Below are 16,189 nucleotides of genomic sequence, written 5' to 3'. Positions count from 1 at the left end.
CTTACGGCATATACATCCAAGAGTTAACCAGAGCTGAAGGAGGAATGACCATGTCACAAGCCAACATCCCCAATATAACGCCAATTATATCCATTACGCTGGGTGGAGCAGTAAATTTATTACTGGCGTCCATCGCTTTGGAGGAACTTGCGCTTGCTCATATCGTTAATGCGGAAGCCGAGAAAATTCAATATGTCTTAGGTACTCTAACACCATTGACGCCTCCGATTGCACCAACGATTTCAAATATTTTGTTGATTAATGAAAGTGTGAGGAAAACACTGCAGGATGTGATTAAGAAAGAGATGCTTTTGCAATTTAAAATGGACTCCATTATGGAGCACTTTCCCAATACGCTTGCATAAAATCAACCCTTTTTCTTTTCTTTGAGCCCAGATGGGCTTTTTTTTATTCCAATTTGTGTTTTAACATCATGTTTTGGGACATAGCTCATATACATAATTAAACGGCGTACGAGATTCGAACCAGGTATTCCGATTTCAATCAAACAGGAGTTGAAAGACATGTCGATGCCTAACATTCCTGATATCAAGCCAGAGATTATTCTGAAGAGAAAAGAAGTTATCAATTTATTGTTGACCTCTATTGCATTGGAAGAAATTGGGTTGTCTCACATCATTAATGCTGAAGCAGAGAAACTTCAACATGTTCTTAAAGACCACTGCCTTACGATTCATGATGCCTTGCAAATTAATTCCAGTGTAGATCGTATGATGCGAAATGTGATCAGCAATCAAATGCTGCTAAGTTTTAAGTTGTCCGATATTATCCGTTTGGAAGAGAAAGAGGAACACTCCGATTGTATAATCGAAGATTGTGAAGAATAAAAAAATTCCTGTAAGGAAAGGGGCACCAAAGGTTGAATAGCAATAATCAGCGTTCATCTGTTGAAGCATCCCCACATTCGTCTGCGGTGACCCATTTATTACAGTCGATTGCTAGTGAAGAAGAAGCACTGGCAAATCTCATTCGAACTGAGGCTAATAAAACGTCCTCTTTCATAGGGGTTGAGTGTAATTTCCCTTCAGAGCCGTCTACACAAGACATTTTGACCTATAATCAAGGTGTCATTCAATTTATGGATACAATGATCATGACCCAATGGCTCATGCTGAAGAAATTAAATGCCATTACTCATATTCAGAGCCTCCATACGAAAAATCAACATGAAATGGAAAATAGAGATTCTGAAAAAATCTCAGGACTGGAAAATTGGGAGTATGACAATATCGACTATTGAGCAAGCCATGCAATCACAGGCAGCTTCAATTTCGCAGATCACCTTATCCCTTTTTCGACTTATTGAGGGACTATTGCTTAGATATTCACAGGCAAGTGACACCGAGAAGCATGGCATTTCTCAGGATACATACGTAATGCTAAGTTCAAGTATCGACGCCCATTATTTTCATCAGCGGAAGTGTCAAAGACTTTCGTCAACTATAACTAACAGGCTGCTGGTTCCATCTTGGGGTTATGTTGATGAGATCAGCGAGTTGATCATTATGTTACGTTTGCTTATCCTCGAGAAGGGAATACGTTCTCAAATTGACTGCTTACGTCATCTGGATGAACTATTGAAATTTTATTTGGTTGAAAACTCACTGCAAAAGATAGAACCACCGATTGAGATTGTAAGCAAACCTGTGGAAGAAGCAGCAATGCAATCCCCAAAAACTAGAAATACGGCAAAAAGGTTGGCTAATAAACGTGCGGCGCCACCGCTATTGCTTGTTGAAGCTCATGAAAAATCCAAAAGTTTGCCAAAGACCTTACGAGAAGATTAATCTTCCGAAAGGTCTTTTTGTTTGCATTTTCAGCACTAAGGAGGCCAAGGGTACTAAATTTATCAGCAACTATCTATTTTTGCGTGGATTTCAATAATTTCGAGCACTAGGTATCACCAATTTGACAACCCTGAATAGCTTAATAATTATCGAATGGAGGTCGTCACGATGTCTCAAGCTAATATACCAAATATTTCACCGAATATTTCAGTTACTCGAGATCAAGCGATTAACTTATTGTTGTCATCTATTGCTATGGAAGAACTGGGTTTAAGTCACATTCTCAATGCGGAAGGCGAAAAAATTCAATACGTGCTTGGTACGCTTCCAGGTTTATCTGGGCCGCCTGCAACCATTAGTGATCTTTTATTAATTAATGACAGTGTAAAAAGCACCATAAATACGGTAGCCAAAAAAGAATTTTTATTGCAGTCCAAATTAGATAGTATTCTGACTTTGCCCATTTCCGTAGGCCCTCCTGGTCCAGTTGGCCCTACTGGTGCGACGGGCGGTCCTGCTGTGGGTCCAACCGGAGCAACTGGCGCAGCTGGGGCAACGGGAGCAACTGGCGTAGCTGGGGCAACAGGAGCAACTGGCGTAGCTGGGGCAACAGGAGCGACTGGCGTAGCAGGGGCAACAGGGGCAACGGGTGATCCTGGGGCAACCGGAGCAACGGGTGTAGCTGGGGCAACGGGAACAACAGGAGTAGCTGGGGCAACGGGAGCGACGGGTGTAGCTGGGGCAACGGGAGCGACGGGTGATCCTGGTGCAACGGGAGCAACGGGTGTAGCTGGTGCAACGGGAGCAACGGGTGTAGCTGGAGCAACCGGAGCAACGGGCGTAGCTGGGGCAACGGGAGCAACGGGCGTAGCTGGTGCAACGGGAGCAACGGGTGATCCTGGTGCAACGGGAGCAACGGGTGTAGCTGGTGCAACGGGAGCAACGGGTGATCCTGGTGCAACGGGAGCAACGGGTGTAGCTGGTGCTACGGGAGCAACGGGTGTAGCTGGAGCAACCGGAGCAACGGGCGTAGCTGGGGCAACCGGGGCAACGGGTGTAGCTGGGGCAACCGGAGCGACGGGTGATCCTGGTGCAACGGGAGCAACAGGCGTAGCTGGTGCAACGGGAGCAACGGGTGTAGCTGGGGCAACTGGAGCAACGGGTGTAGCAGGAGCAACGGGAGCAACGGGTGTAGCTGGAGCAACCGGAGCAACGGGTGTAGCTGGGGCAACCGGAGCGACGGGTGATCCTGGTGCAACGGGAGCAACGGGTGTGGCTGGGGCAACCGGGGCAACGGGTGTAGCTGGTGCAACCGGGGCAACGGGTACAGCTGGCGCAACCGGAGCAACAGGTTTGAATGGCTCGGGTCCAATTATTCCTTATGCATCAGGTCTTCCAGTTACATTGACCACAATTGTGGGTGGGTTAGTAGGAACTGTAAGTATGGTTGGTTTTGGAAGCTCTGCAACAGGTGTTACGATTTTGGGCGGGGTTATTGATCTTACAGGAGCAAGTGGTACATTATTAAACTTTGCATTTTCCATGCCAAGAGCTGGAACAATTACTTCCCTTACCGCTTATTTCAGCACAACTCTTGGTTTATCTTTAATTGGTTCGACGGTTTCTATTACAGCTCAATTGTATAGTTCTACGACACCAAATAACTCGTTCACAGCCGTGCCTGGAGCAGTAGTCACTCTCGCACCTGCCTTAACGGGCACTATCACACTTGGAAACATTAGCACCGGTATTGTAACTGGGTTATCGATTCCGGTGACTGCACAAACAAGATTTATTCTCGTTTATTCTTGTACGGCAACCGGACTTTCTCTCGTGAATACAGTTGAAGGATACGCAAGTGCAGGTTTAGGTTTGGTATAGAAATAAGTTCCAGTTAAATTATGAAGGGGTTGACTTGTGTAAAAGTCAACTCTTTTCATATTTTATTTTGAGTAATTATGATGGCGCGTATTTGCGGTCGATTGGAGGTTGTAAGCAATGTCCCAACCTGATATACCTAACATCACCCCAATTATTTCTGTTACGAGAGATGAAGCGATTAATTTACTTTTGACATCTATCGCGCTAGAAGAGTTGGGTCTCAGCCATATTTTGAATGCGGAAGGTGAAAAGCTGCAGTATGTGCTAGGCACATTACCAGGCTTAACTTCGCCAACCGCTACTATAAGTGACATTTTATTAGTGAATGAAAGCATAAGGGATATGATTTCAGTCGTTAGCAAGGAAGAATATCTCTTGCAATCAAAATTGGAAAGTGTCCTGTCAGCTCCTACATTAATGGGGCCTACCGGCGCAACAGGTCCGACTGGACCACTTGGTGGACCTTCAGGTCCAACGGGAGCGACTGGAGTGACGGGAACAACTGGGCCTACAGGTGCAACGGGAGATATTGGAGTTACGGGAGCGACTGGGGTCGTAGGAGTTACTGGAGCTACGGGGGATCCAGGGGTAACGGGGACAACAGGAGCAGCAGGAGTAACAGGAGATCCAGGAGTAACAGGAGCAACCGGAGATCCAGGAGTAACGGGAGCTACAGGAGCAACTGGGGAATCAGGAGTAACAGGAGCAACTGGGGATTCAGGAGTAACAGGAGCAACCGGGGCCGTAGGAGTAACGGGAACAACTGGGGATCCAGGGGTAACGGGGACAACAGGAGCTACAGGAGTAACAGGAGTAACAGGAGTAACGGGAGTAACTGGGGATCAAGGAGTAACAGGTGCAACAGGAACCACGGGTGTGACTGGGGGTCCAGGAGTAACGGGTGCAACAGGAACCACGGGTGTGACTGGGGGTCCAGGAGTAACGGGTGCAACAGGAACAGTAGGAGCCACGGGAGCTACTGGGGATCCGGGGATAACAGGAGAAACAGGAGCGATAGGAGCAACAGGAGCAACAGGAGTAACGGGTACCGTAGGAGCCACGGGAGTAACGGGAGATCCAGGAGTAACTGGAGTTACGGGTGCAACCGGAGTGACAGGAACAGCGGGAGCCACGGGAGCCACGGGAGTAACCGGAGATTCAGGAGTAACAGGAGCTACAGGAGTAACAGGAGTAACAGGAGTAACGGGTACCGCAGGAGCCACGGGAGTAACTGGAGATCCAGGAGTAACAGGGGCAACCGGAGCCGTAGGAGTAACGGGGACAACAGGAGTAACGGGAGCTACGGGTGATCCAGGCGCCACGGGAATTACGGGTGCAACCGGAGAGACAGGAACAGCGGGAGTTACGGGAGCGACAGGAACCGCAGGAGTTACGGGAGCGACAGGAACCACAGGAGCTACGGGAGCGACAGGGACAGCAGGAGCCACCGGAGAGACAGGAACCGCAGGAGCAACCGGAACGACAGGAACAGCAGGAGTAACGGGAGCCACGGGAGTAACGGGAGATCCAGGAGTAACAGGTGCAACAGGTGCAACAGGAGCAACAGGAGCAACAGGGACAACAGGAGCCGCAGGCGCCACGGGAATTACGGGTGCGACCGGAGCGACAGGAACAGCGGGAGCTACAGGAGTAACAGGAGCAACTGGATTAACGGGGACAACAGGAGCCACGGGAGTAACTGGAGATCCAGGAGTAACAGGGGCAACCGGGGCCGTAGGAGTAACGGGAGCTACGGGTGATACAGGCGCCACGGGAATTACGGGAGCCACCGGAGCGACAGGAACCGCGGGAGCCACCGGAGCGACAGGTACAGCAGGAGTAACCGGAGCGACAGGGACAGCAGGAGTAACTGGAGTAACGGGTACGGCAGGAGTCACGGGAGCAACAGGGGCTACAGGAGCGACAGGAACAGCAGGAGCAACGGGAGCGACAGGAACCGCAGGAGTTACGGGAGCGACAGGAACCGCAGGAGTTACGGGAGCGACAGGAACCGCAGGAGCTACGGGAGCGACAGGGACAGCAGGAGCCACCGGAGAGACAGGAACCGCAGGAGTAACCGGAGCGACAGGAACAGCGGGAGCCACCGGAGCGACGGGAGCCACCGGAGCAACAGGGACAGCAGGAGCCACCGGAGCTACAGGAACCGCAGGAGCAACGGGATCCACCGGAACCGCAGGAGCAACTGGAGCGACAGGAACCGCAGGAGTAACCGGAGCCACAGGTGCCGCTGGAGCCACGGGAGAGACAGGAATAGCAGGAGCCACCGGAGCGACAGGAACCGCAGGAGCCACCGGAGCGACAGGAACAGCGGGAGTAACCGGAGCGACAGGAGCCACCGGAGCAACAGGGACAGCAGGAGCCACCGGAGCGACAGGAACCGCAGGAGTAACCGGAGCGACAGGAACAGCGGGAGCCACCGGAGCGACGGGAACCGGAGGAGCAACCGGAGCGACAGGAACAGCGGGAGCCACGGGAGCGACAGGAACAGTAGGAGCCACCGGAGCGACAGGAACCGCGGGAGCCACTGGAGCGACGGGAACCGCAGGAGCAACGGGAGCGACAGGTACAGCAGGAGTAACCGGAGCGACAGGAGCTACGGGGACTAGCGTGACTGCAAATTCAGCATTCGCTGAGAACACGTCAGGCACATTGTTGGTCGTTTTAGGTGGATTAAATATCCCATTGCCAAACAATCAAGTTTTAGGCGGAGGGATCACGATTAATGGTGCGAATACGACATTTACTCTTGCGAATGCGGGCAATTACTATATTTCTTATAAAATAAGTGCAACAGCCGCCGTGCTTGCGCAATCCAGAGTGTTGTTAAATGGTGTAGCCGTTCCTGCTTCCATAAATACTCCCGCACTAAGTGTTACAGGCTTTTTGGGTGATTTTATTATAACGGTTCCGGCAGCCTCTACGATCATTCTTCAGTTGTTTGGCCTTATAGCAACTGTTGTACTGGCACCGCCAGGGGCAACTATTAATATTATTCAGCTTAGTTAAATAAGCATATTTACACAGAACACTCACTTCGTAAGTATCTTCCGAAAACAAGAAATCTCTCCTTTTGTTTAAATGGCTGGGTGGTACCTCCATTTTACCAAAGAGAGATTTCTTTTTTCACTGTATAAACTCCAGCCAAAGAAGCATCTCCACCTTCCCAAACACGAAAACACTGGAGTTATTCCAGTGGAATTTGGCAACAGGTTGGGGTAACAGTTGCAATTGCAACAGCGGTAGCACTTTAGGGGTAGGCGGTACCAGGTGGAGCTTCTAAACAGAAGGGGCTGCCTCACAGTCATTTTCGATTTTGAGGCATCCTCTTTTTGCATAAAAAAACAACAAGATATTCAAACTAAGCGTTGGATTTAGAATCAAAGGGATTTCTCATTGTTTTCTAATCAAAATAACATATAGTTAGGAGAAGCATGGTTCAAAGGAGATGTCGATGAAACGGATATTGCTTATAGAGGATGAAAGAAATTTAGTTCGCTTCATTCAATTGGAGTTGGAGCATGAAGCTTTTGAGGTTGAGGCCGCATATGACGGGAAATCGGGGCTGGAATTAGCGCTGCAAGGTTCTTGGGATTTGATATTGCTAGATATTATGCTGCCAGAAATGGATGGCATTGAGGTATGCCGCCGTATTCGCGCTTCCCACAAAACGCCGATACTTATGCTTACAGCCAGAGACAGCGTTGTGGATCGGGTATCTGGGTTAGATAGCGGAGCCGATGATTATATGCCTAAGCCTTTTGCGATAGAGGAATTATTAGCTCGAATAAGGGCGATTTTCCGACGATTGGAGCTTGAGGGCCATACGCCTCATACTAGGTTATCTTTTCAAGATATCCAAGTAGATGTAGATGCTAGGATTGTTTACAAGGATAAGCAAATTGTTGAGCTGACGAAGCGTGAATTTGATTTGTTGGTTATGTTTATGAGAAACCATAATCTCGTTTTGACCCGTGATATGCTTTTGGATCATGTATGGGGATATGATTCTTTGGTGGAGACGAATGTCGTCGATGTATATGTCAGATATTTGCGGAACAAGCTTGATCAGGTCGGGGAGAATAGCTGTATTCAAACTGTGCGCGGAATTGGATACGTGATGAGATGAGGGAAAGATTAACTTTTTTTGTACGACGCCTCCCCATTAAATGGAAGCTTATGCTAGGCGCCGCTGCGCTTATTTTTCTGCTATTTTCAACTTATAATTATGCGCAATATTTAGTGCTTAAGCAATGGATGATGAATCAAGAGAAAGATAAGATTCAAGTGAATATGGCACAGCTGCAGGATTACTTTCAGGAGAAATCGAATCGAACGGATGCCTTTCCGATCGCCGATAGTCGATTGTACATAGAGAAATTAATGGGGAAAAATCAATTAGTTCGTATTCTTGGCAAGGAAGGTGAGATTCTCCTAACGGTTACGAATCATTTCGATGAAAGCTGGATCCCGCCAAAATCGGTTTCAGTGTCCGAGCTTTTCGATATCACGCATCTGGAGGATCATATTCTCGTTTATCGGAGCCCGATCGTTACCGCTCAAATGGTTGGAACGATTGAAGTGGCCAGTAATTTGGAAACTTTTGATCATTTCAGTCAGACTTTATTATGGGTCATGTTAATTGGCGGCGTTTTGGCGGTTTTCATTAGTGGAATCAGTGGTTTAGCGCTTGCCAGGCAGTTCATGCGCCCCATTCGGCGACTAGCCTCAACGATCCGAAGCGTGAAGGAGAAAGGACTTACAGCACGGGTCAGCAAGATCGAAAACGGAGATGAACTATCAAACTTGGCACAACTCTTTAATGAGTTGATGAATCAACTGGAAACTTCCTTTCTCCAGCAAAAGCAGTTTGTTGAAGATGCGTCGCATGAGCTTCGGACACCGATTACTATCTTGGAGGGCCATTTGTCCCTCTTGCATCGGTGGGGCAAATCGGAGCCGGATGTATTGGATGAATCTCTGCAAGCCTCCCTGCAGGAAGTTAGGCGGTTGAAAGGGATCGTCCAAGAACTAATCACGCTTACCAGAGTTGAATCCAATCCGTTGACCGAGAATGTTGAGCCGGTCGAGATTGAACCTATTATTCACGAGACGGCAAAAAGATGTGAAGTTCTTCATCCTGATTTTGAATTCATCGAAAGCACGCAGTCATTGAAAGATGTGAAGCTGTCGATTAGTCCGCTGCATTTGGAACAAATTATGCTGATCATTCTCGATAATGCCGTAAAATACTCAGCGAATAATAAACGTATTGAAATTGAGGCCGTACGTTTGAGAAACGATGTGCAAGTTTCCGTAAAGGATCACGGAATAGGCATTCCTGGGGCTGACTTACCCTACGTATTTGATCGCTTCTATCGGGTTAACAAAGCACGGAATCGTGAAATAGCAGGCACAGGATTAGGGTTATCTATTGCCAAACAGTTCGTGCATAATTATCGAGGTGTTATGACGATCGCTAGCGAAGAAAATAGTGGAACGAAGGTAACGATAAGTTTCCCCATCCACCCGAACATAGAGTGATGAATTTCTCATTTTCTTCTCATCTTCCTCATGTAAAGTTATTGTAAATGCTGCTTCTGAAGCATTTCAGTAAATACAAAGGATGATGAGGATGAGTTTCACAGAGGTAGATTATCATTGGTTTCAGATGATTAACGAATTAGGGCATACGCTAGCTGTTTTAAATCCAATTATGCGGTTGTTCGCATCATACGCTGAGTATGTGTTTTATGTTGGTGTTGTTATGTATTGGTTTACCAGGCATGAAGTTAAGCGTCGTATGGTTGGTGAATCCATCGTTGCAGCTTGTATAGCACTTCTGAGCAGTGGGATTATCGGTCATTTCTTCTATCGAGATCGCCCGTTTGTCACACATACGGTCCTTCAATTGATTGAACACCCGGCTAACGCTTCATTTCCAAGTGACCATGCCATCGGGGCTTTTGTCATCGCGACGTCGATTTGGATATATCGCAAAAAAGATGGCTGGTTATGGCTGATTCTAGCTGGTTGTATAGCTTTCTCCAGAGTATGGACAGGGGTCCATTATCCTTCGGATGTACTTGGAGGAGCGCTTATTGGCGTAGCTGTAGCGACTGCAGTTCATCTCGTATTCAAGCGTTCGTCCGCAGCAGAGAAAGGTCTGAAACAGCTGATTGATTTGTACACGAGGGTTGAGGCTAAGATTTGGCCAAGTCACCAGGATCGCTCACATATAATCAGAAAGTGATTGAGACAATCATATACCGACGCTTGAAATCCGTTTAGTTGCTGAACGGATTTTTCTTTTTTCCCAACAAAGAGTTAAGAAAGATTTAAGAAATGGTTCACCAGCGTTTCATTTTTGTTGTCTAAGATGTAGTTGAAAGCCCATATTTCATAAAAGGAGAGACTTTAAGATCATCTTAAGGCTCCCAAAATGAGGAGGATAACATGAAAAAGAAGTGGTTAATGGTAGGTGGAGCTGTTGGCATTAGCAGTATTGTTATGGTCACAACCGGGTTCAGTGCATTAGCGAGCACATCAGGGTATGACGCATATAAATCTGCGCTGAAAAACACTAAAACAGTTCAAAACGTTGCTGTGCAAGCAGCAGCTGCATTGCAAGATAACGGGAATGTGCTTGCCAGTGCAAATGGGAGCTTCAAAGTAAGCTTGGATTCCAAAACAGCAAGCGGGAGCGCGGATGTACTGACGAATGGCACTCAGCAATCCCTCAGCTTCTACAAGCAAGAGAATCAAACCGTACTTAAATCAAACGCCAGCGATGTTTATTTTGTTAAACAAGAAGCCCAGAAGAAGCACAAAAACGAAAAGAATCAAACGGGTACAGAAATTCCTCAGCAAGTTGAAACCGTGATTGATGCATTAGTCGGGAATTTGAAGGACTATGTAGCAGTGGATACGAAAGCGGATGGGTCCAAAGAAATCGCCATTGAGCTGGATAATGCTCAGATCCCTACGGTCGTTAACGCCTTAGCGCCAATCGCCATTAAGGAAGCTACCAAGGAAGAGAATGACGGCGAGAAGAAGGATGACACCGCTAGTACAGGCAAGTTCCCGTTCAACGAGGATTTCCTGAAACATGCAGCTCTGCAGTTGACGCAAGACATTAAAATTGAAAAAGTAGCTGTGAAAGCAACGATTAATGCTAATAATTATATTTCTCATCAAGAAGCGGATGTAACGGTTTCTGGGAAAGATGCCAGCGGTGCAGCGCACCAAGTGACTCTTCACCTTCAGGCGGATCTTTCCGGTTATAACAGCACAACACCTGACAGTGTTGATCTTACAGGTAAAACGGTGCAAACCTTGAAGCATGATCACCAAGGGAAACACGACGACAACGAATAAATAATCACATCCTAGAATTAAATAGTTAACAGCAGATAGGCTTCCCTGTCCGAGCCTGTCTGCTTCATCTTCGATGAAAAGGGGAGTTGCCATGAACACCATATTAGAAACAGCTCATTTGAGCAAAATATACAACAATAAACGCGGCATTCGTGAAATCAGCCTGCAATTGCATGCTGGCGATGTATATGGTCTTCTGGGACCAAACGGTGCAGGGAAAACGACGTTTCTTAAGTTAATAACGGGCTTAATTCGGCCGGATCAAGGCAGTGTTACCTTATTTGGGAACAACTTAGCGGATCATTTCGAACTTGGCATGGAGCATGTTGGCAGCATGATTGAATCTGCCGATTTTCATGATTTTCTTAGTGCTCGGCAGTATTTAGAGCTCGTAGCCCGCTTCTACCCGTCTGTTACATCAAGGCATATGGAAGAGGTGTTGGAGCTTGTAGGTTTGCATAAAGTTCGGAAAGAGAAGATTAAGGGCTATTCAACTGGAATGAAACAAAAATTAGCGCTTGCCGCGGCAATCTTGCCTGAACCAAAGCTTGTTATCCTGGATGAGCCGACGAATGGATTGGATATTGAAGGTACGGTCATGTTTCGAAAGTTGATTAAACAGCTGTCCGAAGAGAAGGGGACATCATTTATGATTTCGAGCCATATGATCCACGAATTGGAACAGTTATGCAATCGAGTTGGGATTGTTGTGGAGGGACATTTGAAAAAGGAAGGATACGTTTCTGATTTGCTGCAAAATAACCAGTCATTAGAACAGTTCTATATCGATGAGCTTCAGCTTTCTAAGGAGGACGAAGATTGTGCATAGATGGCGAGCTGGTTACTTAAATGAACTTTATCTCTTGTTCTATCGGAAGAAAGTCGTCATGTTTGCCGTTTTTTCAGCGATATTGCCGATCTTACTTGCTATCTCGCTGAGTGCATTACAGCCTCTTTTGGGATTAATTGCCGTCAGCCAATCCTTCCCGATTGAAATGCTGACGATTTACACAAGTATTTGGATTCCATTATTTATGTTGACAATTACGGGGGATTTGTTTCCTAATGAAGTTAGTGCCAGAACGTTGAAGCTAGCGCTACTTCGTCCGAATTCAAGGTTTCAAGTATTTGGTACGAAAATTGCTGCCTTAGGCACAGGAATTGCCGGTATCCTGATTATACTTGGTCTTGTGACTTTCATTTGCAACCTTTTCACGGGAACAACGGCTGGTATTACGGATTCCTTTGGTATGGTGAAAGCCTATGTTGCTGCTTTTGTCTCTATGTTAGCCTTGTCGGCATTGTTTGTTTTTGTTTCACAGTTTTTCAAAAGCGCCAGCAGCTTTATGGTCTTTGCGCTAGTCCTATACGCTGCCGCCAAAGTTGCGCCATTCTTGTTAAGTTCTGTTGCTGCTTTTTCACCCGCATCCTATACAGATTGGCATATGTTATGGTTAAGTCAGACGGTTCCCATGGCTAAGTTATTGACGACATCACTTTTCCTAATTTCAAGTTGTATGTTGTTTTGGGCACTAGGTTACTATAAATTTGATAGAAAAGAAGTATAAAAACGGGGTCTGCATATGTCTATCCGGCTAAAATTATTGTATTCATATGCAGCTATGCTGCTTATTCCACTCATTATGATGATCATCACGGCGATGCTGCTCGTAGTTGTTTTTCGTGGGGATTTCCAAAGCATTCGAGAGCAATTGCATTCAGGTGTCGGCCTATTCGAAAATCAGAATGTGGAGCATACGTTCAAAGAATTGAAGCGAACTTCGGAGAAAAATCCGTCCATCTTAGCAGACTTGACCTATATAGCAGACATAGATCAAGAACTTCAACTCAATAACTCGAAGCTGGTAGTTCGCAAGGATAATGCGCTGGTGTACGTTTCACCTGCTTTGAAAGATTCTGACGTACTCCAGCAGCTGCCTCCATTCAAGCACCCCGGACATCCGGAACGTGAAGATGCCAAACGATATGGCAAACAATTACTTGAGATCAATTCGTTTGATTTTAATTATCCCGAGCAGCATACAGGGAGCATCTTCGTTATCACGACGATAAATCCATTAGTTAATTTTACTCAGAAATTTTTCCCTATCCTTTTTATTATCTTGCTTATCATTCTGATTGTAACGCATACCTTGTTAACTTATTTTGTCTCAAAAAGCATTATCAATCCACTTCGGAAGCTCAAGAATGCGATGAAGCGGATTCAATCAGGTGATCTTGATTTTCAAGTCCAGATTACAAGCAAGGATGAAATTGGGCAGCTTAGCATCGCCTTCGAGCAAATGCGCAAACAACTGCTGGAATCCATTCAAACGCAAGTGCAATATGAGGAAAACCGGAAAGAACTGATTTCTAATATTTCACATGACATTCGGACTCCGCTTACAGCCATTAGAGGGTACGTAGACGGATTAGGTGACGGAATTGCCGATACCGCGGATAAGAAGCAAAAATATATTGATATTATTTCATCTAAAGCGGAAGAGATGGATCATTTAATTGATGAATTATTTCTATATTCCAAATTAGATTTGAAACGAGTACCGTTTCATTTTGAAGTCGTAGATTTCGCATCTTTTTTAGCTGATTGGTCAGATGAGCTTGATTTTGAACTTGGCAAAAAAGGCGTTCACTATAAATCGGATATCGTTTTACCGCAGCAGGTTCAAGTCTCGATTGATCGAGACAAATTGAGGCGCGTTTTTTCTAACATCCTGGATAATTGCTTGAAATATATGAACAAAACAGAGAAAACTATTTCTTTGCATGCCAGATTGGCGGGGGCGCGTGTTGTCATTGAAATTACGGATAACGGTGCAGGAGTGGATGCTGAAGCATTGCCCCATATTTTTGATCGTTTTTATCGGGCAGACCCATCTAGAAACTCTTATCATGGCGGAAGTGGGTTGGGGCTGGCCATTTCGAAGCAGATGATTGAAGGGCATGGTGGTACTATCGGAGCGACCAGTGTGAAGGGGGAAGGAACTTGTATGACGATAAACTTGCCGCAAAGAAGGCACAAAGATGGTGGGTATGAATGAAACATATACTTATTGTAGAAGATGAGCAGCTCATTGCTGAGCTTGAGCGAGATTACTTGGAAGTAAACGGCTTTAAAGTGGATATTGCGACGGATGGAGAGCAAGGACTGAAGCTGGGCCTTCGCGGCGATTATGATTTAATTATTCTTGATGTCATGCTGCCTTTGCTTAATGGCTTTGAAGTCTGCAAGCAAATACGTGAGAAGCATCAAATTCCGATATTGATGGTTACGGCCAAAAAAGAGGATATTGATGTCATTCGTGGACTTGGACTTGGAGCAGATGACTATATTACGAAGCCATTCAAGCCTGGGGAGCTTGTTGCAAGGGTCAAAGCACATTTAACGCGTTATGAGCGTTTGATAGGCACCAAAGAGCATAAGGATGAAATTCAAATTCAGGGACTCCTTATTGACAACAGCTCTCGCCGCGTATTTGTCCACCAGCAAGAAATGAACTTAACTACGAAGGAATTTGACTTACTCTATTTTCTGGCTAATAATCCGAATCGCGTGTTTAGCAAGGATCATCTGTTTGAGCGAATTTGGGGGTTTGATGCGATAGGTGATTCACAGACGGTTACGGTTCATATCCGTAAGTTAAGAGAAAAGATCGAAATTGATCCGTCCAACTCGCAATACATTGAAACGGTATGGGGAGCTGGGTATCGTTTTCGGATTTAGCACAAAGCATGGAATGGAGGTTTTCTTAAGTATGAATGTGAATCCTCGTATATTAATTCTTACCGAAAGCTATGGTAATGGTCATGTTCAAGCCTCTAAAGCACTTCAGCAGCAATTTGTAAAACAAGGTGTAGACAATGTTAAAATTGTCAATCTTATGAAGGAAGGGCATCCTTTCATTCATTTGCTCACAGCCTCGCTGATTAACAAGAGTACCAAAAGTTCAAGGATGGGTCTTGACTATTATGGGTGGAGCTACTATTTAACTCGTGATACGAAACGAACCGCATTATTTCAGAGATCCATGACTTATTTGGGACAAAAGAAGCTGAGGGAGCTTATCCACCAAGAGCGTCCGGATGTCGTCGTCAATACGTTTCCGTTCGGTGCATCACCAGAAGTATGCAGTTCATTGGGGATTACGAATTTCACGGTGCTTACAGACTATGCTTTACATGCCAGTTGGTTACATCCGAAGGTAGATAAGTACTATGTAGCTACAGAAGAACTAAAGCAGCAAATCATTTTCAAAGGTTTCAGCAAAGAGCGTGTTGAGGTGAGTGGAATCCCGCTGCGTCAAGAGTTCTCTAAGGGCCCGGACGCTAAACAATTACAGCATAAGAAAATGATTTTAATAATGGCCTCAGATCAAGGTGTTATTAGTTATTTGGATGAATTGCTGCACGGATTGGTGGGGTTAAGCCAATGTCAAATCGTTGTTGTCTTCGGCCGAAATAATGAGAAAATCAAGTTGAGGCTTGAAGAACATTTTGCCGCATATACAGATGTGACCATTTTAGGTTTTGTTGATAATATGCATGAATGGATGTCTAGGGCTACTTGCATTGTAACGAAGGCAGGAGGTTTAACATTAACTGAAGCCATTGCCTTGCAGCTTCCTATTTTCATATATAAACCATACGCGGGGCAAGAAAAGGAAAATGCTGTATATCTTTCCAGCCGCGGTGTTGCTTCCGTTTCATCGAATATGGGAGAATTAACAAGAAAAATTAACGAATTTATGACTCATCCACGTTTATATGATGAAGTAAGGGAACGCATGAAAGGATTGCAGCACCATCAAGCAGCCTCTCATATCGTGAATGATATTTTGCAAAGAATTAATCACCAAGTTCCGATATCTATTTAATGAGGGGCGTGAGACGAATGATGGCGAAAAGCGAAGAATTCGATGAATTTCTAGAATCAATTAGTCATTTAGAAGAAAAAATAGTCAAGTTAATCCTGAAATCCGATTTGACATTGGTGGAAAAGCAATTCATTTTGGACCATATTCTTATTATTCCCGGAAAAAGAGGCGATCATGAAGAAAGTAAAGCAATTTAATGTGGATAAAAAA

Annotated in this window: 16 protein-coding genes; all 16 read left to right on the top strand. The window is 45.6% G+C overall.

What is annotated here, in order from left to right; genetic code table 11:
• The first annotated feature begins 50 nt into the window (after nucleotides 1-50).
• The 16 genes from HQN90_RS00330 (at nucleotide 51) to HQN90_RS00255 (ending at nucleotide 16,176) form a co-directional block, all read left to right on the top strand.
• Nucleotides 51-365: an alpha-helical endospore appendage domain-containing protein gene (locus HQN90_RS00330; protein WP_079412741.1), complete on the top strand. Its 315-nt coding sequence runs from the start codon at nucleotides 51-53 to the stop codon at nucleotides 363-365.
• Nucleotides 366-524: 159 nt separating this feature from the next.
• Nucleotides 525-848, top strand: coding sequence for an alpha-helical endospore appendage domain-containing protein (locus HQN90_RS00325; protein WP_173215395.1), 324 nt, complete (start codon nucleotides 525-527; stop codon nucleotides 846-848).
• Between the two features lie 32 nt (nucleotides 849-880).
• Nucleotides 881-1,261, top strand: coding sequence for an alpha-helical endospore appendage domain-containing protein (locus HQN90_RS00320; protein ID WP_173215393.1), 381 nt, complete (start codon nucleotides 881-883; stop codon nucleotides 1,259-1,261).
• Entirely contained in the window at nucleotides 1,242-1,808 is a 567-nt protein-coding gene (locus HQN90_RS00315; protein ID WP_173215391.1) for a hypothetical protein, read from the top strand. Before HQN90_RS00320 ends, HQN90_RS00315 begins: the two co-directional genes overlap by 20 nt.
• Before the next feature lie 168 nt (nucleotides 1,809-1,976).
• Nucleotides 1,977-3,689, top strand: coding sequence for an exosporium glycoprotein BclB-related protein (locus tag HQN90_RS00310; protein ID WP_173215389.1), 1,713 nt, complete (start codon nucleotides 1,977-1,979; stop codon nucleotides 3,687-3,689).
• A 117-nt stretch (nucleotides 3,690-3,806) separates the two neighbouring features.
• A complete protein-coding gene (locus HQN90_RS00305; protein WP_173215387.1) occupies nucleotides 3,807-6,716 on the top strand; it encodes a BclA C-terminal domain-containing protein in 2,910 nt (969 codons plus the stop codon).
• A gap of 445 nt (nucleotides 6,717-7,161) precedes the next feature.
• A complete protein-coding gene (locus HQN90_RS00300) occupies nucleotides 7,162-7,836 on the top strand; it encodes a response regulator transcription factor (RefSeq protein WP_173215385.1) in 675 nt (224 codons plus the stop codon).
• On the top strand, nucleotides 7,833-9,251 hold the full coding sequence (locus tag HQN90_RS00295) for a HAMP domain-containing sensor histidine kinase (RefSeq protein ID WP_173215383.1): 1,419 nt from the start codon (nucleotides 7,833-7,835) through the stop codon (nucleotides 9,249-9,251). The genes HQN90_RS00300 and HQN90_RS00295 overlap by 4 nt, the downstream gene beginning before the upstream one ends.
• Nucleotides 9,252-9,342: 91 nt before the next feature.
• The gene (locus tag HQN90_RS00290) at nucleotides 9,343-9,960 is read left to right on the top strand and encodes an undecaprenyl-diphosphatase (protein ID WP_173215382.1); all 618 of its coding nucleotides are present in this window, start codon (nucleotides 9,343-9,345) and stop codon (nucleotides 9,958-9,960) included.
• A gap of 203 nt (nucleotides 9,961-10,163) precedes the next feature.
• Nucleotides 10,164-11,084, top strand: a complete 921-nt coding sequence (locus HQN90_RS00285) for a hypothetical protein (protein ID WP_173215380.1) — start codon at nucleotides 10,164-10,166, stop codon at nucleotides 11,082-11,084.
• Between the two features lie 91 nt (nucleotides 11,085-11,175).
• Nucleotides 11,176-11,913, top strand: coding sequence for an ABC transporter ATP-binding protein (locus HQN90_RS00280; protein WP_173215378.1), 738 nt, complete (start codon nucleotides 11,176-11,178; stop codon nucleotides 11,911-11,913).
• Nucleotides 11,906-12,652, top strand: a complete 747-nt coding sequence (locus HQN90_RS00275; RefSeq protein WP_173215376.1) for an ABC transporter permease subunit — start codon at nucleotides 11,906-11,908, stop codon at nucleotides 12,650-12,652. The genes HQN90_RS00280 and HQN90_RS00275 overlap by 8 nt, the downstream gene beginning before the upstream one ends.
• Nucleotides 12,653-12,667: 15 nt before the next feature.
• Entirely contained in the window at nucleotides 12,668-14,146 is a 1,479-nt protein-coding gene (locus HQN90_RS00270; RefSeq protein WP_173215374.1) for a sensor histidine kinase, read from the top strand.
• Nucleotides 14,143-14,829: a response regulator transcription factor gene (locus HQN90_RS00265; protein WP_173215372.1), complete on the top strand. Its 687-nt coding sequence runs from the start codon at nucleotides 14,143-14,145 to the stop codon at nucleotides 14,827-14,829. The genes HQN90_RS00270 and HQN90_RS00265 overlap by 4 nt, the downstream gene beginning before the upstream one ends.
• Before the next feature lie 31 nt (nucleotides 14,830-14,860).
• Nucleotides 14,861-15,979, top strand: coding sequence for an MGDG synthase family glycosyltransferase (locus HQN90_RS00260; protein ID WP_173215370.1), 1,119 nt, complete (start codon nucleotides 14,861-14,863; stop codon nucleotides 15,977-15,979).
• A gap of 17 nt (nucleotides 15,980-15,996) precedes the next feature.
• Nucleotides 15,997-16,176: a hypothetical protein gene (locus HQN90_RS00255; protein WP_173215369.1), complete on the top strand. Its 180-nt coding sequence runs from the start codon at nucleotides 15,997-15,999 to the stop codon at nucleotides 16,174-16,176.
• Nucleotides 16,177-16,189: the final 13 nt, after the last annotated feature.

It is taken from the genome of Paenibacillus alba (assembly GCF_013204855.1).
Lineage (GTDB): Bacteria > Bacillota > Bacilli > Paenibacillales > NBRC-103111 > Paenibacillus_E > Paenibacillus_E alba.
This window is presented reverse-complemented; position numbering and strand designations above follow the sequence as displayed.

Excerpts from the sequence above, each read along its gene's own strand:
- HQN90_RS00330 (WP_079412741.1), top strand. The coding sequence starts at position 51 with ATGTCACAAGCCAACATCCCCAATATAACGCCAATTATATCCATTACG.
- HQN90_RS00325 (WP_173215395.1), top strand. The coding sequence starts at position 525 with ATGTCGATGCCTAACATTCCTGATATCAAGCCAGAGATTATTCTGAAG.
- HQN90_RS00315 (WP_173215391.1), top strand. The coding sequence starts at position 1,242 with ATGACAATATCGACTATTGAGCAAGCCATGCAATCACAGGCAGCTTCA.
- HQN90_RS00310 (WP_173215389.1), top strand. The coding sequence starts at position 1,977 with ATGTCTCAAGCTAATATACCAAATATTTCACCGAATATTTCAGTTACT.
- HQN90_RS00305 (WP_173215387.1), top strand. The coding sequence starts at position 3,807 with ATGTCCCAACCTGATATACCTAACATCACCCCAATTATTTCTGTTACG.
- HQN90_RS00300 (WP_173215385.1), top strand. The coding sequence starts at position 7,162 with ATGAAACGGATATTGCTTATAGAGGATGAAAGAAATTTAGTTCGCTTC.
- HQN90_RS00295 (WP_173215383.1), top strand. The coding sequence starts at position 7,833 with ATGAGGGAAAGATTAACTTTTTTTGTACGACGCCTCCCCATTAAATGG.
- HQN90_RS00290 (WP_173215382.1), top strand. The coding sequence starts at position 9,343 with ATGAGTTTCACAGAGGTAGATTATCATTGGTTTCAGATGATTAACGAA.
- HQN90_RS00285 (WP_173215380.1), top strand. The coding sequence starts at position 10,164 with ATGAAAAAGAAGTGGTTAATGGTAGGTGGAGCTGTTGGCATTAGCAGT.
- HQN90_RS00280 (WP_173215378.1), top strand. The coding sequence starts at position 11,176 with ATGAACACCATATTAGAAACAGCTCATTTGAGCAAAATATACAACAAT.
- HQN90_RS00270 (WP_173215374.1), top strand. The coding sequence starts at position 12,668 with ATGTCTATCCGGCTAAAATTATTGTATTCATATGCAGCTATGCTGCTT.
- HQN90_RS00265 (WP_173215372.1), top strand. The coding sequence starts at position 14,143 with ATGAAACATATACTTATTGTAGAAGATGAGCAGCTCATTGCTGAGCTT.
- HQN90_RS00260 (WP_173215370.1), top strand. The coding sequence starts at position 14,861 with ATGAATGTGAATCCTCGTATATTAATTCTTACCGAAAGCTATGGTAAT.
- HQN90_RS00255 (WP_173215369.1), top strand. The coding sequence starts at position 15,997 with ATGATGGCGAAAAGCGAAGAATTCGATGAATTTCTAGAATCAATTAGT.